The following is a 20,942-nucleotide window of genomic DNA, read 5'->3' as shown; positions in this document are numbered from 1 at the left end:
GGGGGCCAGGTGCGGGATCGAGATGCAGGCGCACCACGGGCAGCGGCGGCGGCAGCGCGGCCGCCACGGCGGGGGCCCCAAACGCCCAGGCCAGGAAATCGGGCAGCACCCGGCCCCAGGTATCGGGGTGATGGTGGCCGCCCTCCACCTGCACGTAGCGCAGCTGCCGGGCAATATCAAGCCCTTGAGTGCGCAAGGCATCCACGAGGTCCAGAGAGTCCTCAATGGCGTCGATGACGCCGTTTTCGTTGCGGTCGTTGCGCTCGTCGAGGGTGCCGGTTTGCAGCCAGAAGGCGTGGGTGGGGTGCGCCGGCCGCGCCTGAATCTGCTGGTGCATAAGGCGGTCGGCGGGCGTGTAGCCATCGCCCACGGCCCGCCCGCGCCACCAGAACGAGCCCGAGAAGGCCCCCGCCCGCGCAAAAGCCTCGGGGTGGTGCCACACGGCATCAAAAGCCATCAGCCCACCCAGCGAGAACCCGGCGAATACGGCGTCGGCGGGGTCGGCCGTGGCGCGGAACTGGGCCTGGGCCCAGGGCAGCAGCTCGCGCAGCACAAAGTCGGTGTAGGCCTCAGCGCGGTTGCCGCGGCCGTTGTAGTCGGGCCGGCCGGCAATGCCGTACTCGTGCAGGCGTTGCTCGTTGGCGTGAGGCGCCACCAACACGAAGGGCCCCAGGGCCCCCTGGTCCCACAACGCGGCCAGCGTGGCGCGCAGGTACAAGCGCTCCAGGTCCTGGCCGTCGTTGAGGTAGAGCACAGGGTAGGGCGCGGGCCGGGCCATATCATGGCCGGGGGGCAGCAGCACACTCACCGCCACCGGGCGGCCCAAAAACTCCGACGCCAGCACTTCTTCGTGCTGCCGCACGGCTAGCAACGCCGCGTCTGCATTCACCACAACCATGCGGCAAAGTAACGGCAGCCCCGGCACTTACCGTACAACCCCTGGCTGGAGCCCCCACCAGTGGGCAGGGCCTGCCCCTTTATTTCTTACTTTATTACTACGGCTAATAATTTTCTTGCTAGTTTGCCGCACCGGCCGGTCCCTGCTGGCCCTCCATGCTTCTTCCCCCGCCCCCCGATTTTGCAAGAACAGCACCGCCGCTTTTATTCGCACCACCTCGGCCAAGACATCGACATGCTCGTGTTTGGCACCTGGGGCTACCCCGTAGTTATTTTCCCCACCTCGGGCGGCCGCCACTACGAGGCCCGCGATTTCAACCTCGTCGAGGCCGCCCGCCCGCTTATAGAAGCCGGCCGCGTGAAACTGTACTGCATCGACAGCATCGACCAGTACTCGTGGTACGCCAAGCACTTAGAGCCCGCGGTGCGGGTGCAGAACCACGTTTTCTACGACCGTTTTCTCTGCGAAGAACTCGTGCCGCAGCTCCAGCAGGAGTGTCACGTGGACAAGATTGCGGTGGCCGGGTGCAGCTTCGGCGGCTACCACGCGCTCAACTTCGCCTTCCGGCACCCCGACCAAGTGGCCCACCTGTTCACAATGGGCGCGGCCTTCGATATCCGCCAGTTCCTCGGCGGCTACCACGACGAGAACGTATACTACAACAACCCGCCCGAGTTCATGCCCGGGGCCCACAGCGAGCATTTCCAGTGGATGAACATCAACATGTGCACGGCTGAACACGATTTTTGTAAGGAATCGAATTACCAGATGGCCGCCCTGCTGGGCCGCAAGGGCATCCCGTACCGCCTCGACGTGAACCCCTACGGCACCCACGACTGGCCAATATGGCGCGAAATGTTTCCGCAGTACCTGAACACGATTTAGCCTGAGCTTCTCTTCTTAAACACACCCAAACGCTTCTTATCATGAAAAAAATTGGCATCCTCTTTGGCCAGGAAAACACCTTTCCGCAGGCTTTCGTCGACCGCGTGAATCAGAAAGCCGTCGATGGCATTACCGCCGAATTTGTCAAAATCGACCACGTCGAGCAAGCCGTGCCCACCGACTACGCCGTCATCATCGACCGGATTTCGCAGGACGTACCCTTCTACCGCGCCTACCTCAAGAACGCCGCCCTCACGGGTACCGACGTGATTAACAACCCGTTTTGGTGGAGCGCCGACGAGAAATTCTTCAACAACGCCCTGGCCGTGCAGCTCGGCGTGCCCGTGCCCAAAACCCTGCTGCTGCCCAGCAAGCACCGCCCCGACGACACCAGCGAAAACTCGTTTCGCAACCTCAACCTGTTCGATTGGGAAAAGGCCTTTGAGAAAATTGGCTTTCCGGCCTTCATGAAGCCTCACTCAGGTGGCGGCTGGAAAAGTGTGTATAAGGTCGACAACCCCTACGAGGCCTTGAGTGCCTACGAAGAAACCGGCCAGCTAGTGATGCTGTACCAGGAAGCAGTCGATTTTACCGACTATTTCCGGTGCTACTGCCTGGGCGGCAAAGACGTGCTCATCATGCCCTATGAGCCGCGCAACGAATTTCACCAGCGCTACCAAACTGAGATGAAAACCCAGGGCGAAGCCGGCGAAAAGCTGCTCGCTACCGTGAAAGACTACACCCTGCGCCTGTGCCAGGGCCTGGGCTATGACTTTAATACGGTGGAGTTTGCGGTGCGTGACGGCATTCCCATCGCCATTGATTTTGGCAACCCTGCCCCCGATGCCGACATTAACTCGGTGGGGCCCGAGAACTTTGAGTGGGTGGTAGAGCACGCCGCTAACCTCGCCATTGCGCGGGCCCAGGCCCAGCAGCCTGGCACTACCAACCTCACCTGGGGCACGTTTGTGCAGAAATCAGCTAGCCAAGTGGCTGCTCCATCGGCCGCTGGCAAGGCGAAAGTAGGTGCTTCCGTGCACGAAACCAATGATTTGGGCGCAACTGGGGCCCCAGCAGCCCCTAAAAAAGCCGCCGCGCCCAAAAAGTCCGGCGCTCCCAAGCCTGAAGCGCCCACGGGCAGCGTGCCCAAGCCTGCCCCCAAGCCCAAATCAGCTCCTAAGGCAGCTCCGGCTGGCGGAGCACCGGCCAAGCCCAAAAAGCCGGCGCCCAAAAAATAATCGCCTCTTCTTGGTGCCTCTGCCCAAAAAGGGCCGCCGTTGCACGTGGCGGCGGCCCTTTTTATGGCGGTGCTTTGGCACTCAGGAACTAACCCAGGGACTTTCTTCTCATTTTCAGTAGTTTAATTGCTATGGCCCGGCCAGTTTTCACCCTCGGAATTGAAGAAGAATTCCAAACCATCGACCCCATCACCCGCGACTTGCGCTCCCACATGTCGAAAATTGTGGAGGACGGCAAAATCACCCTGCACGAGCAGGTGAAGGCCGAAATGCACGAGTCGGTGGTGGAAGTCGGCACCAATATTTGCAAGAATATTGACGAGGCGCGGACCGAAGTGGTGCACCTACGCCGCCAAGTAATTGAACTGGCCGACCGCGTGGGCTTGAAAATCGCGGCGGCGGGTACGCACCCGTTTTCGCGCTGGCAAGACCAGCCCATTACGCCCGATGCCCGCTATGATAAAATTGTGGAGGAATTGCAGGAGGCCGCCCGCTCAAACCTCGTGTTTGGGATGCACGTGCACGTTGGCATCGAAAACCGTGATTTGGGCGTGTACATGATGAACGCCCTGCGCTATTTCCTGCCGCACCTGTTCGCGCTCAGCACCAACTCGCCGTTTTGGGAAGGCCGCGAAACGGGCTATAAGTCCTTTAGGACCAAGGTATTTGAGCGCTTCCCACGCACCGGCATCCCCGGCTTTTTTCACAGTGCCAGCGACTACGATGAGTTTTTGGCGCTCCTGATAAAGACCGGTTGCATCGACAACGGCAAGAAAATCTGGTGGGACATTCGCCTGCACCCCTTCTTCGATACCATCGAATACCGCATCTGCGACATGATGATGCGCGCCGACGAAACCATCGCCGTGGCGGCCGTCATGCAGGCGCTCGTAGCTAAAATCTATAAGTTAAAGGAGCAAAACCTGAATTTTCGGGTGTACCGCAGCGCCCTCATCAAGGAAAACAAGTGGCGCGCCGCTCGCTACGGCATCAGCGGCACGCTCATTGACTTTGGCACGCAGGAAGAAAAGCCGGCCCGCCAACTTATCCTTGAACTACTTGATTTTGTGGATGATGTACTGGACGAACTCGGCAGCCGCCACGAAGTGGAGTACGTGCTGAAAATGCTGGAAATGGGCACCGGCGCCGACCGCCAGCTCGCTGTTTTCCACCAGACCGGCGATCTGACCAAGGTTGTGGACTACATCTTGTCCGAAACCACGCACGGGTTGTAATTTTGGGGCTTTTCCAAACTAGAACGCCAGCCGCTTGGTTGGCGTTTCTGTTTTGCTTATTTTCCCTTTTACTGTTGATTACCAATTTCTTGCTTTATGAAAACTATTCGCTTAGCTATCCTGGATATGTACATGGGCGCGGCCAACGAGGGCATGCGCTGCATTCGCCAGCTCATTCGCCGCGCCGAGGCCGACCACGGCATCCACTTTGCCACCGAAACCTTCGACGTGCGCGGCCAGGACCAACTCCCGCGCCTCATCGACTTTGATATTTTTATTTCCTCCGGGGGCCCCGGCAGCCCGCTGGCCACCGCTGAGGCCTGGGAAAGCGGTTACTTTCAGCTGATTGATGAATTATTTGCCCACAACCAAACGTCAGGGCCCAGCAAGCACCTGCTGCTAATTTGCCACTCGTTCCAGCTCGTGAGCCGCCACTTCGGCCTCGGCGAGCTGAGCCAGCGCAAGTCCACTTCGTTTGGGGTGATGCCCGTGCACCTCACCGACGCCGGCCACGCCGACCCTGTGCTAGGGGCCCTACCAGAGCCGTTTTTCGCCGTCGACTCGCGTGATTACCAGCTCACTCACCCCAATTTGGAACGGCTGGGGGCCCTGGGAGCTGAAATTCTGTGCCTCGAAAAAGAGCGCCCCCACGTGGCGCTGGCCCGCGCCGTAATGGCCATCCGCTTCTCGCCCGAGGTACTCGGCACCCAGTTCCACCCCGAAGCCGACGGCGAAGGCATGCTTCGCTACATGCTTACCGACGAGCGCAAGCAGCAGGTAATCACCGCTTACGGCGAAGACAAGTACGACGAAATGGTGCGCCTACTCGCCGACCCTACTACCATCGAACTCACCGAAGGGATTGTGGTGCCCACATTTCTGCGCTTGGCCATGGCCCAGCTTGCCCCCGAACTAGCCGCTGTTAATTAGTTAATTTTCTTCCGAATAATTAATTAGAAATCATTAATTATTCGGCCCATTTAATTCAGCCCCGCTTCGCTTATGATTCCCGCCTACCGCCAGGTTTTCAACGCTGCGTTTTCGTCGGATACTTACCGGGAAATGATGGCCGACATGGACCAACAACTGCCCGGCCAGTTGGACTTCCGGGTGGCCGAAACGCCGGTATTTGTGCCCGCTGGATTGCGCGATAAATTAATTGCTGCCGGTGAGAACATCATCGACGTCATTGCGCAGTCCGATTTCAAGGCCCGCACCGAGGCGGCCATTCCGCCCCACCAGCGCGTGCCGAACGAAGACGAGCGGCCGGAGTTCTTGACGTTTGATTTTGCTGTGTGCCGCGATGCACAGGACGAGCTTGAGCCACAACTAATTGAGCTACAAGGCTTTCCATCTCTATACGCCTTCCAGGCCTGGCTACCTGGCGTTTTTCGCCAGCACTACCCCATCGCTAATGGCGTGTCGCCGTTTCTGGGTGTGCCCGATGCGGAGGCGTACCATGCGCAGATGCGCCAATTAATTCTGGGCGACGAAGCGGCCGAAAACGTGGTGCTGCTAGAATTATTTCCTGAACTACAAAAGACGCGGGTTGATTTCGCACTGTCGAAAAAATCGTGGGGTATTGATGCGATTCATCTGGGCAATATTCGCAAAAAAGGCCGGCAATTATTTTATGAAAAAGACGGGCGTGAAATTCCAATCAAGCGTATTTATAACCGGATTATTTTCGATGAGCTAGCGCGCCACCCGGAATTAAAAACCGAGTTTAATTTGACCGATGAAGTGGACGTGAAATGGGTGGGCCACCCCAACTGGTTTTTTCGCATCAGCAAGTTTACAATGCCGCTGCTGCGGGGCCCCTTCGTACCGCCCAGTCACTACGTGAGCGACCTGGCCGAGTACCCGGCCGACTTGGAAAACTACGTGTTGAAGCCACTTTACTCGTTTGCCGGAGCCGGTGTGAAGCTGGATGTTACCGCCGCCGATCTTGATGCCTTGCCCAATAAGGCGCACTATTTGTTGCAGCGCAAAGTCGCATATGCTCCCGTTATACAATCCCCCGACGGGCTGGTAAAGTGCGAAATCCGACTGCTGTACGTGTGGCAGCGCGGCGAGTCCCGTCCGCGCCTGCTCACCGGCCTGACCCGCCTGAGCCGCGGCGCCATGATCGGCGTCGATTTTAACAAGGACAAGGATTGGGTGGGGGGCACTACCCCGATGTTTGAGCGGGCCGCGCCTGCGGCGGCGCAGCCGTAGGAACATCCGGCGGCGGTTGTGCGTATCCGGCTCATTAATTCACCGACCGTATACCATGTCCAGCCTCGCTGAAAAAGGCCTTCGCATCTCCAAAAACGCCGCCTTTAACTTTTTTATTAAGCGTGCCACCAAGCTTCTGGGGCGGCCGTTCAAAGTAATTACTGTTTTAAACGAGGTAGCGACCAAGCTATCCGACGAGGAAAGTAAGGACAACAAGTTCAAGCAGTTGCTGAACGTAGCCATGACGCTGGTGCGGCTGGTGCGCCGCTACGTCAGCGGCGATTACCGTGAGGTTTCGGGTACCACCGTCGTGTCGGGGCTGGCTGTGCTGTTATACGTGCTGTCGCCAATTGACCTAGTTCCCGATTTCATTCCCGTCATTGGCTTCCTCGACGACTTGAGCTTAGTGAGCTGGTTTGTGGGCAAGTTCCAGGTTGAAATTACCAAGTTTCACGATTGGGAAAAATCGCAGGAAGGCGACTTAATTGACGAGCCCGATGCGGCGGCGGAACCCGCCCGCGGCGATGCCACGCTACCCGCCGTAGCCGAACTGGGCCACTCGTAGGCACCTTCTATTCATTAACAACCTGGCATTTAACAACCTGGCATTTTTTCGGGGCTGATTTTCTACTTACCATGCCTACGTTCGTCGTTACCATCTCGCTACCAGATACCTATGAAGACGAATTTCTGGCGCTCATTCCCCGCCACCGCTCGGTAATTAACCGCCTGCTATCGGAAAAAGTCATCGAAGCATACGCCATCAGCGCCGACCGCCGCCGGGGCTGGGTGACCATCAACGGCGACGATACGGGAGCGGTGCGCGGCATCGTGGAGAAGTTTCCGCTGTACCGCTATTTCCTCGGCATTGAAATTGATGAGCTGTTTATTTTCGACTCGGTGGCTACCCGATTTCCCATTATTGGCCTGAATTAGGGTTGGGCCCCTGCGGTCATTCTTTATTCTTTGCGTTAATGTCATTTTTGTTTATCCGTCGTTTCATTTTTTTAGCGATTGTCTTAGTTGCATTGGGCGGAGTGCTGACGGCAGCCCGCCCCGCCCCGGCCATTACCACCGGGCAGCTGGTGGAGCGCATGACCAGCGCCATCGAAAACCTGCGCTACCTGCGCTGCTCGGCCAAAGCGCAAGAGCGGCTCGGCCGGGAAATTAAGCCGTCCAGTAGCATCATGAAGCTGTCTTTCAATCCGTTTCGGGTGTATTTGAAAGACAATAAAAACGTAGAGGTGCTGTGGGCAACCGGCCAAAACGATGGCGACGCTTGGGTATATCCGGCCAGTTTTCCCTACGTCACACTCAGCCTCGACCCCAAGGGGGCCCTGATGCGTAAGGGTCAGCATCACACCGTATTACAAGCCGGCTTTGGCACCATTGCTGACCTGCTGCGGCCCACTCCCCTGCGCCAGGATGCTACGTATAGCCGCACGTTTCGCTACACTGGCGACACGACGGTGCTGGGCCGCTCGTGCCACGTGCTACGGTCTGATTTTCCGCAGTTTCGCTACGTGACCTACCGTGCTGGCAAGAAGGAAACCGTGGCCACTGTAGCTGAGCGGTTTGGCTGCGGCGAATACCGCATTCTGGAGCGCAACAACCTGAGCCCTGGCGCAATGCTGACAGAGGGCCAGGTACTGCAAGTGCCCAACGGCTACGGCCGCCGCGTCACCTTATGCATCGACCCTCAAAGCTACCTTCCCATTGTGGTAGACGTACGCGACGACAAGGGACTATTCGAGAAATTCGAATTCTATAACCTTGTAGTAAATCAGCCCATCCCAACCGAGGAATTTACCAAAACCTATAAAGGCTATAAGCTATAACCACGGATTTAAACTACTTCAGCAGATTTGTCGGGGTTCTGCTCGTGGTAATCCAGCATCAGTAGCATTACCAAAAACGATAAACAGAAAGGGCGACCCGATTGGGTTGCCCTTTCTGTTTATCGGTTTTTGGTAATGCCTCATCAGGAGCGGAACCTCAAAAAATCCGCTGGAATCAGTTAAATCTATGGTCCTTTAGCGGCGCATGGTTTTCTCGATCTGGTCCCACATTTCGGGCGTTAGGGCCCCTAGTTTATTAAATTCGCCGGCGCCGTTGAGCCACTCACCGCCGTCGATGGTAACCACTTCGCCGTTGACGTAGGCCGAGAAATCTGACACCAGGTAAGCGGCCAGGTTAGCTAATTCTTGGTGCTGGCCCACGCGCTTGAGGGGCACGCTGGCGGCGGGGTCGAGTTGGCTGGCCAGTGGCTCGGGGAACAGGCGGCTCCAGGCCCCCTCCGTCGGGAAGGGCCCCGGTGCAATGGCGTTGCTGCGGATGCCGTACTTGGCCCACTCCACGGCCAGCGAGCGGGTCATGGCCAACACGCCGGCCTTGGCCGCAGCCGAAGGCACTACGAAAGCAGAGCCCACCGAGGCGTAGGTGGTAACAATGTTGAGGATAGTACCGGGCTCTTTGTCGGCAATCCAGCGCTTGCCCACGGCCAGGGTGCAGTTGTAGGAGCCGCGCAGCACGATGTCCACAATTACGTCGAACGCCTTGTGGCTCAGGCGCTCAGTAGGCGAAATAAAGTTACCGGCGGCGTTGTTCAGCAGCACGTCCACGCCACCAAATTCAGCGATGGTGGCGTCGAGCATGGCCTCTACTTCGTCGTACTTGCGCACGTCGCAGGCCACGGCCAGCACCCGGCCGCCGGTTTGCGCCCGCAGCTCGGCAGCGGTGGCTTCGAGCACGTCCAGCTTGCGGCTAGTGATGGTAACTTGGGCCCCCAATTGTAGGAAATACGTGGTCATGGCGCGGCCCAGGCCGGTGCCGCCGCCGGTCACGATGATGGTTTTACCAGCCAGGGCGTTGTCGCGCAGCATGGGTTGGGCAAAGGGCATGGTCATATGAATACACAGCGAAAAAAGGTGGGAGTTTGACCAGCCGAAGGTACGGCAGGGCCCCGTCCAGGGCTCATCGGTAAAATATTTATTAGCAGAAGTATATATTACTGGTGGTTTCCTTCGCAGCTTTGCTGCTTATTGCTGAGCTTTACCATTGCCCTGTGCCTATGAATATGGCTTCTGACGTGCCTTCGCCCGAGATGCCCACCGTGGTTTTGTTGGGGTGCGGCTGGCTGGGCACGGCCCTGGCCCAGCACCTGTTGGCCACCGGGTACCCCGTGGTGGGCACCACCACCACCCCGGCGCAGCTGCCCGTGCTCACCGAAATGGGGGTTCAGCCGCACCTGTTGCAGCTAGGGACCGATTTTGGCCCGCCCGCCTACGACCAGCTGACGGACCTGCTGCGTACCGCCGACGTGCTCGTGCTGAACGTGCCGCCGCGCACCGCCGCCGCTGGGGGCTACCCGGCCCTGCTGCGCCCCGTGCACCGGGCCGTGGCGGCGGCTGGCATCAGCCGCGTGCTGTTCGTGAGCTCCACCGGCGTGTACCCCGACGAGCCGCGCACCATGCGCGAGGCCGACGCCTACAGCAACCGCGACGCGGCCTCGGACGTGCTGCGGGCCGAGGGCCACTTTGTGCCGCGCTACGGGCAGTGGCGCAGCACCGTCGTGCGCCTGGGGGGCCTCATCGGGCCGGGTAGGGCCCCGGGGCGCTTCCTGGCCGGCCGCCAGGAGCTGGCCCAGGGCAACGCGCCCGTCAACCTGCTGCACCTCACCGACGCGGTGGGCGTGCTGGCCGCTATCATTCAGCACGATACCTGGGGCCACACCTTCAACGTGGCAGCGGCCGGGCACCCGCTGCGGCGCGATTTTTACCCCGCCGCGGCCCACTACCTCGGCCTCGTGCCCCCCACGTTCCGCCCCGAAACCAGCCCCACCGGCAAAACCATCGACAGCAGCCTGGTGCGCGAAAAGGTACCTTACGTGTTTCAGCACGACGACGTGCTGGGGGCCCTGCCCTACTGCTAAGGCGCTGGGGCCCCGCGCCCGTGCGTAAATTTGCGGTGTGAATAATTTGTCTTCCAACGCCCCCGTGGTGGCCGTGCTGGGCGGTGGCGCGGCCGGTTTTTTCGGTGCTATTGCCTGCGCCGAGGCCAACCCCGGCCTGCCCGTGCTGCTGCTCGAAAAAACCGGCAAGCTGCTGGGCAAGGTGCGCGCCTCGGGCGGCGGCCGCTGCAACGTGACGCACGCCTGCGACTCCGCCGCCCAGCTCGTGGCCCACTACCCGCGCGGCGGCAAGGCCCTGAAAGCAGCGTTCCAGCGCTTCGGGGTGGCCGATACCATCGCCTGGTTTGCCCAGCGCGGCGTGGCCCTCAAGGCCGAGGCCGACGGCCGCATGTTCCCCACCACCGACAGCAGCGAAACCATTGCCCGGGCCCTGGAAGACGCCGCCCGCCACGCCGGGGTGCAGGTTTTCACCAACACGGCCGTGGAAGAAATCAGGCCGCTGCCCGGCGGCGGGTTTGAGTTGCAACTGGCCGGCACCGGCCGGCCGGGCCGCACACTGGCCGTAGCGCGCCTGCTGGTGGCCACCGGCGGCCAGCCCAAAAGCGCCCAGTACGACTGGCTGCGCCCCCTGGGCCACGCCCTGGCCGAGCCTGTGCCGTCGCTTTTCACCTTCAATGTGCCCGAATCGCCGCTGCGCGAGCTGCCGGGCGTGAGCGTGCCCCGCGCTCGGGTGACGCTGGCCGGCGAGAAGCTGCAATACGAGGGGCCCCTACTCGTCACGCACTGGGGGGTGAGCGGCCCGGCCGTGCTCAAACTCTCGGCTTGGGGGGCCCGGCGCCTGAGCGAACTAAACTACACGGGCACCGCGCTCATCAACTGGCTGCCCGACCACACCGACGACACGCTGCGGCCCTGGCTGCACCAGTTCCGGCAGGAAAACGGCCGCAAGGGCATCGCCGCCAATCCCCAGCTCGGCCTGCCCCAGCGCCTGTGGCGCACCCTGGCCGAGCAGGCCGGCATCGGCCCCGAGGTGCGCTGGAGCGACCTGCCCGCCAAATCCCAAAACCGCCTGCTGGAGCTGCTGCTGCGCACCCCGCTGGCTGTGCGCGGCAAAACCACTTATAAAGAGGAATTCGTAACCTGCGGCGGTATTGCCTTGGCCGACATTGACCTACAAACGATGGAAAGCCGCCGCGTACCCGGTCTCTACTTCGCCGGCGAAGTACTCGACATCGACGGCATCACCGGGGGCTTCAACTTCCAGGCGGCTTGGACGACGGGCTTTCTGGCCGGGCAGGACATGGCAAAACTGAGCAATGTGGCCGAAACACGGGTGGCCTCAACGGGCAACTAGAGCCCCAGGCTTGCGCCAGGGGCCCTAATTAATTTCCCCTTCATCTGCCAACCGATCCAATAAAAGGTCGGCTGTAACCTTCCCCGGGCTCCGGTAGTAAACAAGGGCATAGTTTCTCACCCTAGTATTTACTTTTCCCATGGAAGCCAAAGCCACCCAAGCCCTGCTCAACGAACTGGTTGAAACCCTGAAAGACGGCCAAAAAGGCTACGCCGACGCCATGACCGACGTGGAAGACTCGTCGCTGAAAGACACGTTTAAGCACTTGGCCGTGCAGCGCGCCGGTTACATCACCGAAATTGAGGACCAGATGTTCAAACTGGACCTGCACCCCAAAACCGACGAAGGCTCGTCGGTAACCGGCACCATCCACCGCGCTTGGATCGACCTCAAGGCAGCCATTACCAGCAAAGACAACCACGCTGTGCTGGCCGAGTGTGAGCGCGGCGAAGACTACGCCAAGAAAGCCTACGCCACGGCCCTCAAAGCCCAAGACCTGCCCAGCGCCCTGAAGTCGGTACTTGAGAAGCAGTCACAAGGCATCAACGAGGCCCACGACAAAATCCGCGGGCTGCGTGACTCATCGAAATAATTTATTTCTCGCTTTCGGTACCAGATCTATTACCCTGACCCGGCACCAAAGGCAAAAATATTAATTATAGGCCAATAAAAAAGCCGCTCAATTGAGCGGCTTTTTTATTGGCCTATAATTAAATCACTTTAATATTTCACACTAATAAGAACCAGCAGGAGGCCTTAGCCAACCCGTCTAATCTACGGGTGGCCAAGGTCGTCCGGATTGCTTACTCGTCAAAACTTTCGGTGCGGGGCGGACGAGCGTCATTGTCGCGGTCGCCGCCTTTGTTGCCGTAGGGCTTGCTGCCGTAGGCCGGGCGGTCGCCAGCACCACCGCGGTTGCCGTAAGGTTTGGGGCGGTCGCCGTAGGCCGGACGGTCACCGTAAGCGGGCCGATCACCGGCACCGCCGCGGTTGCCGTAGCTGCTGCCACCGTCGCGGTTGCCTTTGTAGCCACCGCCCGAACCGCCTTCGCGGCGCTCGCCGTAGCTACCGCCGCCGCGGTTGCCGCCGAAGCTGCCGCCGCCGCGGTTGCCACCGTAGCCACCCTCGCGGCGCTCACCGCCGCCGAAACCGCCGCGGCGCTCGCCACCGCCGAAGCTGCCGGGGCCCCGGGTGTTGCCTTCTTCCTTAGCCGCTGCGTCCTGCACGGGCGTGGCGATGCTGAAGCTCACGGGCTGGCCCTGGATGCTGCTGCGGCCCAGTTGGCCCACAATCTCATCGGCAAACTCGCTGGGTACTTCCACGAAGCTGAACTTGTCGTAGAGGGCAATGTCGCCCACTTTGCCACCTTGCAGGTTGGTGCTCTCCGAAATCAGGTCCACGATGTCGCGGGGGTGAATCCGGTCTTTCTTGCCCATCGAGATGAACAGGCGGGTGAAGCCGGTGCGCACCACCCCAGCCGTGCGGCTGGCGTCGAGGCTTTGCTCGGCCCGCTTGTCTTCCTTCATGGTCATCTTGAGCAGCGCGGCGGCGATGTCGAGCGAGGTAATTTCCTCGCTCTGATCGAGCAGGCGCTGCACGCGGCCCACGTACTTCTCCAGGTTGCCCTTCTCCACAATCTCTTTGATCTGGTTCAGGAACAGCGTGGTTTTCACCTCCGACACGTCGGCGAACGACGGTACCTGCTCCAGCTTGATCTGGGCCTTGGTGAAGCGCATGATGTCGCGCAGCTTGTAGATGTCGCGGCCGCTCACGAAGGTGAAGGCTTTGCCCGACTTGCCGGCGCGGCCCGTGCGGCCGATGCGGTGCACGTAGTACTCTTCGTCGGCGGGCAGGTCGTAGTTGAACACGGCCTCCACGTTGTCCACGTCGATGCCGCGGGCGGCTACGTCGGTGGCCACCAGCACCTCCAGGGTGTTTTTGCGGAATTTATCGAGCGTGTTCTGGCGCTGCTGCTGGCCCATGTCGCCGTGCAGGCCCTCGGCGAAGTAGCCTTTGGCTTGCAGGTCGGCCACAATCTCGTCCACCATGCGCTTCGTGTTGGCGAAAACGATGGTCGATTTCAGGTTGTACATGTCGAGGATGCGCGTGAGCACGTCCTTTTTCTGGGGGCCCCGCACCTCGAAGTAGCTTTGCTCGATGTTCGTTACCGTCATCGTCTGGTGGTTCACCTTCACTACCTGCGGGTCGCGCTGGTACTTTTTGGTCAACTCCATAATGGGCTTGCTCATCGTGGCCGAGAAGAATACCGTCTGGCGGTCGGCCGGCATCTTGCTGAGCACGAACTCGATGTCTTCGCGGAAGCCCATGTCGAGCATCTCGTCGGCTTCGTCGAGGATAATTTTCGTGGTCTTGTCAAGCTTCAGCGTACCACGCTCGATGTGGTCCATCACGCGGCCGGGGGTGCCGATGACGATTTGCACGCCGCGCTCCAGGGCCCGGAACTGGCGGTCGTAGCTGCTGCCGCCGTAAATCGGCACCACGGCCAGGCCGCGCTTGTACTTGCCCAGTTTCTGAATTTCGCCCGATACCTGCACCGCGAGTTCGCGGGTGGGGCACAGCACGAGCACTTGCACGTCGCGCGAGTCGCCGTCGACGCCCTCAATGGCGGGGATCGAGAAAGCGGCGGTTTTGCCAGTACCCGTCTGGGCCTGGCCGATAACGTCTTTGCCAGCGAGCAGCACGGGAATGGCGGCGGCTTGGATGGCCGAAGCTTCCTCGTAGCCCATCTCGGTGATGGCGCGCTGCACCTCGGCGGAGAGGTTCAGGTCTTCAAATTTCACTACGATTTTCTCCGCAGTTTTTTCTTGGGTTTTTTCGGGTTCCATAAGTTGGAAATAGAAATGGGGAAAGAGACTACGCTCTGAAAACAGCCGATACAGCGACGTTTCCCCTCCTTCTACCTTCGACAAACAGGCGGGAAAAAACTACCGGAAAAACTACGCGGCCAACGCGTTAACGCCAACTCATGGCGGATGCGGACAAGAGGCCATTCTCAAATGCGGGTGCAAAGATACGCAATTTTTGCGGCAATACCTACCATTGTTGCCTAACATAGCAGGCAAACCACGTTTTACTTGGCGTGCCCCACTAGCGCAGTGGTGCATTGCTAGCCTTTTCTGAGCATTTGGGCCGGGCTTGGGGCCCCGGCGGTGTCGGTTGGGTAAGTTGCTCGCCATTGACGCCGCACCGGTTGCTTTCCGGAGCCGACGCCATCACAACCTCCACCCACCTCATGAAGCACTCGTTCTTTTTTCTGGGCTGCTTGCTCGCCGGCCCTCACCGCGCAGGCCCAGTCCCCCCAAACGTACCACGTGAAATCACCGGACGGCAAGCTCGACCTAACGGTGGCCACGGCCCGGTGCTCACCTGGGCCGTGCGGCACGAGGCCACGCCAGTGCTCGCCCCTTCGCCCCTGTCCCTGGCGCTGGCGGGCGGCGAAGTGCTCGGCCCGGGCGCCACGGTAGCAAGCGCCAAGACGGCGGCCGTCAACACGACCATCGCAGCCCCAGTGTACAAAAAAAGCCAAGTGGTGGACCACTACAATCAGCTCACCCTCATGTTTAAAGGCCAATACGGTTTGGTGGTGCGAGCATACGACGACGGGGTGGCCTACCGTTTTTTCACGCAGCGCAAGGGCCGCCTCACGGTGCAGAGCGAGGAGGCTACCTTCAACTTTGCACCCGGGGCCCCGGCACTGCTGCCCTTCGTGCGCGACCTGCGGGTGCCGACGGACTTGTATATGTCCTCGTTTGAGAGCCTGTACACGCCGCTAAGCCTGGCCGATATGACGAAAGTGAAGGGCGACACGCTGGCGTTTTTGCCCGCGCTGGTGACTCTGGGCGACGGCAAGAAAGCGGTACTGGTGGAATCTGACGTGGAGGACTACCCGGGCATGCTACTGAAAAGTGGGGCCCCCGGGGGGCCCAGCCTGCGCGGCGATTTTGCCCGGTACCCAGCGGTGGAGCAGGCGGGTGGCTTCCACAACATGCAGCTGGTGGTGCCGCGCCGGGAAAACTTTATTGCCCAGACCAGCGGTACGCGCACCTTCCCGTGGCGGGCGCTGGTGGTAAGCACCCAGGATAAAGAGCTGACCAATAGTGATATGGTGTACAAGCTGGCAGCACCGTCGCGGGTGAAGGACGGGACGTGGATCAAGCCGGGCAAGGTGGCCTGGGACTGGTGGAACGACTGGAATCTCACGCACGTCGATTTCCAAGCCGGCATCAACATGCCTACCTATAAATACTACATCGATTTTGCCGCGGCCCACCAGCTTGAATACGTAATTTTGGACGAGGGCTGGTCCGACGAAACCGACATCCTGAAGGTATCACCGGCCGTCGATTTGGGGGCCCTATTGGCCTATGCGAAACAAAAAAACGTGGGCATTATTTTGTGGGCCAACTGGCGGGCCATCAGCGAGAAAATGGACGCGGCCTATGCGCAGTACGCCGCAATGGGCGTGAAAGGCTTCAAGATTGACTTCCTCGACCGCGACGACCAGAAGATGGTGGCCTCGTCGTACGCGCTGGCCAAGAAGGCGGCCGACTACCACTTGCTGGTCGATTTTCACGGCATGCACAAGCCCGACGGCCTGATGCGCACCTACCCCAACGTGCTGAACTACGAGGGCGTGAAGGGCCTGGAAAACAGCAAGTGGACGCCCCACGACGACGTACCGCGCTACGACGCCACGCTGCCGTTCGTCCGGATGGTGGCCGGGCCGCTGGACTATACGCCCGGGGCCCTGCGCAACGCCACCAAGGCCGAATTTCACCCCAGCCACTCCCTGCCCATGAGCCAGGGCACGCGCTGCCACCAGCTGGCGATGTACGTGGTGTTCGAAGCCCCACTCCAGATGCTGGCCGACAGCCCCAGCGCCTACGAAAAGGAGCCCGAGAGCACCGATTTCATTGCTCAGGTCCCCACCACCTTCAATCAAACCGTGGCCCTGGACGGCAAAGTGGGCGAGTACGTGGCCCTCGCCCGCCGCAAAGGCGATACCTGGTACGCCGGGGCCCTGGGCAACTGGGAGCCCCGCGAGCTGACCCTGGATTGCGCATTTTTGGGCCCCGGGACCTACGAGGCTGTGATTTTTCGCGATGGCCTGAACGCCGACCGCGACGCGACCGACTACCAGCGCGAGGTGGTGCGGGTATCGGCCACGGACAAGCTCCGTATCAAGCTGAGCGGCGGCGGCGGTTGGGCCGCCCGCATTTACCCGGTGCGGTAGGCAGGTTTTTGGGGCCGGGCTAGCGGCGTGGCGGCTGGCTCGGGGCCCCAAAACTGGGACTGTTGGGCATAAAAAAAGCCCGCCGTCGGCGAGCTTCTTTATCACAAAGCAAAAGCTGGAAACTAAACCAGCGACACTTTAACAGCGTTCGGGCCTTTTTTGCCCTGAGCTACTTCGTATTGCACTTTGTCGTTTTCGCGGATCGAGCTAACTTGGAGGTCGCTGATGTGAACGAAGATGTCTTCGCCAGTTTCGTCGTTTTTGATGAAACCAAAGCCTTTGGTGTCATTAAAGAATTTTACCGTTCCGGTGGGCATGGTGGTGGGTTGTGGAGTTTCGCTAAGCGTTTGGGCCACCGTGGCTTGATGTCTTAGGTTGGGCCAAAGATAAGCATACTTTTCAATTACGCAAGGCTGCCAAAATTTTCTGGCCCCCGACCTTTGCGCTCGTTCTTCTTCACCCCCGCATGACCGCCCCGCCTCGCCCCGACGCCTCCGCCTTCCGTTTCGCCCACGAATTTGTGGTGCCCGAAACCGCCATCGATGCCCTGGGCCACGCCAACAACGTGGAGTATGTGCGCTGGGTGCAGGACGTAGCGGGGGCCCACTGGCTGGCCATTTGCCCCCCTGCGCGGCAGGATGCCTACGTTTGGGTGGTGCGCGAGCACCGCATCCGCTACCGGCAACCGGCCTTTGCCGGCGACGTGCTGCGCGCCACTACGTGGGTGGGCGACACCAGCGGGGCCACCTCGGTGCGCTATACCCGCCTCACCCGTGCAACTGACGACGCGCTGCTGTGCGAAGCGGAAACGACCTGGGTACTGCTCGACCCCAAGAGCGGCCGGCCGGTGCGCGTCGATGCCGAAGTGCTGGGGTGGCTAAAAGCCTGAGGGGCCCCTGCCCCGGCACTTATGAAGATTGGTTTGCCGGGTGGTGGCCCAGTGCCCGGTGTTGCCAGGGCTTGATTATTCCGTGATGTCAGGCGCAGGCCACCGTGCCGTTTTCTCGTCGGCCTGCTGCTTTTGGTTACCTAATACAACGGCCAATGGCTGCCATTGCAAGCTAGTAGAGCACGGCTTGAACGTCTTGCTTATTAACAAAATCGATTGTTTTGGTGCCCAACACATCAAGGCTGGTTTAATTTGCTAAAACCTTTTAGTCCTCATTCAAAGCCTAGTCAGGCGCGCAAAAGCAGGCGTGTTTGGGGCCCTAAACCGCATTCGTACGCTCTCAGCGTTGCCTGGTACGCCGTAGTTCGCCATTGTTGATCAGTCCGGCTACAGCGAAAGCAGCGGTGCAGCGACGGGAGCAGGCCAAGGCGGTTGGTGCGAGCGCAGCCGGGTTTCTACCTTAGTCCAACGATTGCTTACGGCATTGCGCACCGGCGGGCTGCTTTTTAGGAAGCAGTATTTGTATTATCAATTGCATTTTTTTCATTCCTCCCCCTCCTATCCCGCTGTTTCTTATGGCTGCTCCCGCTCCCATTATTCTCAACCGCCCAGCTGCTGATGCGGCGGCCGGCACGGCGCCGCGCTACACCTCGGCGCTGAGTGCCGTGACGACCTTATTCTTCTTGTGGGGCTTCATTACCTGCCTCAATGACATCCTGATTCCGTACCTAAAGGCGATTTTTCAGCTTTCGTATGCCCAAGCGAACCTGATCAATTTGTGCTTTTTCGGGGCGTATTTCCTGATGAGCATTCCGGCGGGCAAGGTGGTGGCGCGGGTGGGCTACAAGCGCGGCATGCTGCTGGGCTTCGTGGTAGCCGCCGTGGGGGCGTTTCTGTTTTACCCGGCGGCGGCGGCGCGGGCCTACGGGCTGTTTCTGGGGGCCCTGTTTGTGCTGGCCTCCGGCATCACGCTACTGCAAGTAGCGGCCAACCCCTACGTGGCCATACTGGGGCCCCCGGCGGCGGCCTCGTCCCGCCTCTCGCTCACACAGGCCTTCAACTCGTTGGGCACCACGCTGGCCCCACTGCTGGGCAGTGCGTTGATTTTAAGCCAGCTGCCCACGCTTAACACGGCTACTTCGGCGGCCGCCATTGACGTGCGCGCCGTGCAGCTGCCGTACCTCGTCATCGGCGGGGTTTTGCTACTCATTAGCTTGATGCTGAGCCGCGTGACGTTGCCCACCATCACGTTTGCCGCCGAAGCGGAAACGGCCGGCCCCGAGCGCGGGGCCTGGCAGTACCGGCACCTGGCGCTGGGTGTGGTGGGCATTTTTGCCTACGTGGGCGCCGAAGTGGCCATCGGCTCGCACATTGTGAGCTACCTGGCCCTGCCCAGCGTGATGGGCCTGGGCCCCAAGGACGCCGGCGACCAAGTGGCGTTTTACTGGGGCGCGGCCATGGTGGGGCGCTTCGCGGGGGCCTATCTACTCAACAAGTTTTCGCCAGCTAAGCTGTTGGCCGTGAATGGCGTGGGGGCCGTGGCGCTCATCCTGATTTCCATCAATACCACGGGCGCGGTGGCCATGTGGAGCCTACTGGCCGTGGGCCTGATGAACTCGCTGATGTACCCAACCATTTTTGCGCTGGCCCTGCAAGGCCTGGGGCGCCGCACCGAGGAAGGCTCGGGGCTGCTGTGCACCGCCATTGTGGGCGGCGCGCTGGTGCCGCTGCTCTTCGGTTTCATCGCCGACCATAGCAGCCTGCGCCTGGCCTTGCTGCTGCCCATCGTGTGCTACGTGTACATCATGTGGTACGGGCTGCGCGGCAGCCGCCCGGTAATGCCGGCGCAGGGGCTTCATTCCTAGCCAACAGAAAGCTTCCCCGGGGCCCTGCCAACGCGGTAGGGGCCCCGGGGAAGCTTTCTGTTTGGGGCCGTATTGGAACAAAAAATCAGCTGGTGAGGCGCAAGGAAGAACCGCGTACTACCAATTGTGGAGCGAGCTGAAGCTGCACCATGCGGCCGGTGCCCTCGGTATTGGGGCTCTCCAGCGCAGCTAACAAGACGCTGATGCTTTCCTCGGCCATGGCCTCCATGGGCTGCGCCACCACGGTGATGGGCGGGGAATAGAGCCGGAACAGGTCGTTATCGTCGAACGATACTACGGCCATTTCGGCGGGGATGCGCCGGCCCAGGCGGCCGAGGGCTTCCAGGCCGTACACGCCCAGGTAGTTGGTGGCGAATATAACGGCGTGGCAGGCCGGGTGGGCGGCAAAAAACGTCTCCATTTCCTGCAAAATGTGCTCGGGGACCTGCGGGAAAGCAATTTCCTGCACCAGCTCGGGCAGGCCGCGCTCACGCAGGGCCTGGGCGTAGCCCTGCGCACGGGACGCCATTTGCAGCTGGCCCGCCCGGGCCGTGACCAGGGCAATGTTGGTATAGCCCTGCCCCAGCAGGTGGCGGGTGGCGTCGTACATGCCGCTGGCGCCGTCCACCACCACGGCGTTGGTGAGCAGGCCGGGCAGCAGGCGGTCGAACAGCACCAGGGGCTTGCCGCTGCGCACCAGTGCGCGCACCTCCTCCTCCACCCCGGCGGGCAGGGCCAGGATGTAGCCGTCGACGTGCCGCGCCTGGAAAACCGAGAGCAAGTCGCGCGTCTTGGCCGCGTCGTCGTTGGTACTGCAATAGATGATGTGGTAGCCGCGGGCCAGGGCTTTTTGCTCAATCAGGGCCGCCACGGTGGCGAAGAAGGGGTTGGAAATGTCTTCCACCACCAGCCCAATTACGTTCGTTTTGCCCGTGCGCAGGCTTTTGGCCAGCTGGTTGGGCTTGTAGCCCACTTCCTCCACGTACCGAAGCACTCGTTCGGCCAGCTCGTCGCTGATGCGCTTCTCCTTGGCTTTGCCATTGAGCACGAGCGACACCGTAGCGATGGACACGTCGAGGTGGTTGGCGACGTCGTGGATGAGTATTTTCTTTTTCAATGCGTTAGTAGTCAGCTAGTAGCTTTTAGCTGCTGGCTATTAGCTCCCGTTTAACAAATCAATTAATTACCTAACTTTCA

At 60.5% G+C, this 20,942-nt stretch carries 18 protein-coding genes and 1 pseudogene; 14 read left to right on the top strand and 5 right to left on the bottom strand.

All coding sequences use genetic code 11. From position 1 onward, the window contains the following. On the bottom strand, positions 1–898 hold an 898-nt coding region (locus BEN49_RS14585), incomplete at its 3' end, for an alpha/beta hydrolase (RefSeq protein WP_070744587.1). A 180-nt stretch (positions 899–1,078) separates the two neighbouring features. Between BEN49_RS14585 and BEN49_RS14580 the strand changes: the two genes are divergently transcribed. The 8 genes and pseudogenes from BEN49_RS14580 to BEN49_RS14545 all read left to right on the top strand — a co-directional run bounded on the left by BEN49_RS14580 (position 1,079) and on the right by BEN49_RS14545 (position 8,311). After that, positions 1,079–1,783 carry an esterase family protein gene (locus tag BEN49_RS14580; protein ID WP_070744585.1) on the top strand — a complete coding sequence of 235 codons (705 nt, stop codon included), beginning with the start codon at positions 1,079–1,081 and terminating at the stop codon, positions 1,781–1,783. 41 nt (positions 1,784–1,824) lie between these two features. After that, positions 1,825–3,021: an ATP-grasp domain-containing protein gene (locus tag BEN49_RS14575; RefSeq protein WP_083326114.1), complete on the top strand. Its 1,197-nt coding sequence runs from the start codon at positions 1,825–1,827 to the stop codon at positions 3,019–3,021. A 131-nt stretch (positions 3,022–3,152) separates the two neighbouring features. Beyond that, entirely contained in the window at positions 3,153–4,256 is a 1,104-nt protein-coding gene (locus BEN49_RS14570; RefSeq protein WP_070744583.1) for a carboxylate-amine ligase, read from the top strand. Positions 4,257–4,352: 96 nt separating this feature from the next. Next, a complete protein-coding gene (locus BEN49_RS14565) occupies positions 4,353–5,186 on the top strand; it encodes a type 1 glutamine amidotransferase (protein WP_070744581.1) in 834 nt (277 codons plus the stop codon). Positions 5,187–5,258: 72 nt separating this feature from the next. Then, positions 5,259–6,473, top strand: coding sequence for a hypothetical protein (locus BEN49_RS14560; protein WP_070744579.1), 1,215 nt, complete (start codon positions 5,259–5,261; stop codon positions 6,471–6,473). 55 nt (positions 6,474–6,528) lie between these two features. Next, positions 6,529–6,882 (top strand): annotated as a pseudogene (locus BEN49_RS30580) (YkvA family protein); the annotation flags it as partial. A gap of 227 nt (positions 6,883–7,109) precedes the next feature. Beyond that, positions 7,110–7,409, top strand: coding sequence for a hypothetical protein (locus tag BEN49_RS14550; protein ID WP_070744575.1), 300 nt, complete (start codon positions 7,110–7,112; stop codon positions 7,407–7,409). A gap of 101 nt (positions 7,410–7,510) precedes the next feature. After that, positions 7,511–8,311 carry a DUF1571 domain-containing protein gene (locus BEN49_RS14545; protein ID WP_070744572.1) on the top strand — a complete coding sequence of 267 codons (801 nt, stop codon included), beginning with the start codon at positions 7,511–7,513 and terminating at the stop codon, positions 8,309–8,311. Between the two features lie 195 nt (positions 8,312–8,506). On the opposite strand, the gene BEN49_RS14540 is transcribed toward BEN49_RS14545, so the two are convergent. After that, entirely contained in the window at positions 8,507–9,373 is an 867-nt protein-coding gene (locus tag BEN49_RS14540) for an SDR family oxidoreductase (protein WP_070744593.1), read from the bottom strand. A 170-nt stretch (positions 9,374–9,543) separates the two neighbouring features. Between BEN49_RS14540 and BEN49_RS14535 the strand changes: the two genes are divergently transcribed. The 3 genes from BEN49_RS14535 to BEN49_RS14525 all read left to right on the top strand — a co-directional run bounded on the left by BEN49_RS14535 (position 9,544) and on the right by BEN49_RS14525 (position 12,329). Further along, positions 9,544–10,404, top strand: a complete 861-nt coding sequence (locus tag BEN49_RS14535) for an NAD(P)H-binding protein (RefSeq protein ID WP_083326112.1) — start codon at positions 9,544–9,546, stop codon at positions 10,402–10,404. 37 nt (positions 10,405–10,441) lie between these two features. Next, positions 10,442–11,737, top strand: coding sequence for a BaiN/RdsA family NAD(P)/FAD-dependent oxidoreductase (locus tag BEN49_RS14530; RefSeq protein WP_239691946.1), 1,296 nt, complete (start codon positions 10,442–10,444; stop codon positions 11,735–11,737). Positions 11,738–11,876: 139 nt separating this feature from the next. Continuing rightward, positions 11,877–12,329, top strand: a complete 453-nt coding sequence (locus BEN49_RS14525) for a PA2169 family four-helix-bundle protein (protein WP_070744568.1) — start codon at positions 11,877–11,879, stop codon at positions 12,327–12,329. 211 nt (positions 12,330–12,540) lie between these two features. On the opposite strand, the gene BEN49_RS14520 is transcribed toward BEN49_RS14525, so the two are convergent. Further along, positions 12,541–14,583, bottom strand: coding sequence for a DEAD/DEAH box helicase (locus BEN49_RS14520; RefSeq protein ID WP_070744566.1), 2,043 nt, complete (start codon positions 14,581–14,583; stop codon positions 12,541–12,543). A 533-nt stretch (positions 14,584–15,116) separates the two neighbouring features. On the opposite strand from BEN49_RS14520, the gene BEN49_RS14515 reads away from it, so the two are divergent. Next, positions 15,117–16,991: a retaining alpha-galactosidase gene (locus BEN49_RS14515; protein WP_204376125.1), complete on the top strand. Its 1,875-nt coding sequence runs from the start codon at positions 15,117–15,119 to the stop codon at positions 16,989–16,991. A gap of 122 nt (positions 16,992–17,113) precedes the next feature. On the opposite strand, the gene BEN49_RS14510 is transcribed toward BEN49_RS14515, so the two are convergent. After that, positions 17,114–17,308: a cold-shock protein gene (locus BEN49_RS14510; protein WP_068239330.1), complete on the bottom strand. Its 195-nt coding sequence runs from the start codon at positions 17,306–17,308 to the stop codon at positions 17,114–17,116. 149 nt (positions 17,309–17,457) lie between these two features. Here BEN49_RS14510 and BEN49_RS14505 point away from each other — a divergent pair, with 149 nt between their 5' ends. Both BEN49_RS14505 and BEN49_RS14500 read left to right on the top strand, forming a co-directional pair. Then, complete coding sequence (locus BEN49_RS14505) at positions 17,458–17,880, top strand: acyl-CoA thioesterase (protein ID WP_070744563.1); 423 nt, start codon at positions 17,458–17,460, stop codon at positions 17,878–17,880. Positions 17,881–18,455: 575 nt separating this feature from the next. Beyond that, complete coding sequence (locus BEN49_RS14500) at positions 18,456–19,745, top strand: sugar MFS transporter (RefSeq protein ID WP_070744561.1); 1,290 nt, start codon at positions 18,456–18,458, stop codon at positions 19,743–19,745. Between the two features lie 85 nt (positions 19,746–19,830). On the opposite strand, the gene BEN49_RS14495 is transcribed toward BEN49_RS14500, so the two are convergent. Further along, positions 19,831–20,862, bottom strand: a complete 1,032-nt coding sequence (locus BEN49_RS14495) for a LacI family DNA-binding transcriptional regulator (RefSeq protein WP_070744559.1) — start codon at positions 20,860–20,862, stop codon at positions 19,831–19,833. Between the last annotated feature and the right edge of the window lie 80 nt (positions 20,863–20,942).

The organism is Hymenobacter coccineus (assembly GCF_001816125.1).
Taxonomy (GTDB): domain Bacteria; phylum Bacteroidota; class Bacteroidia; order Cytophagales; family Hymenobacteraceae; genus Hymenobacter; species Hymenobacter coccineus.
This window is presented reverse-complemented; position numbering and strand designations above follow the sequence as displayed.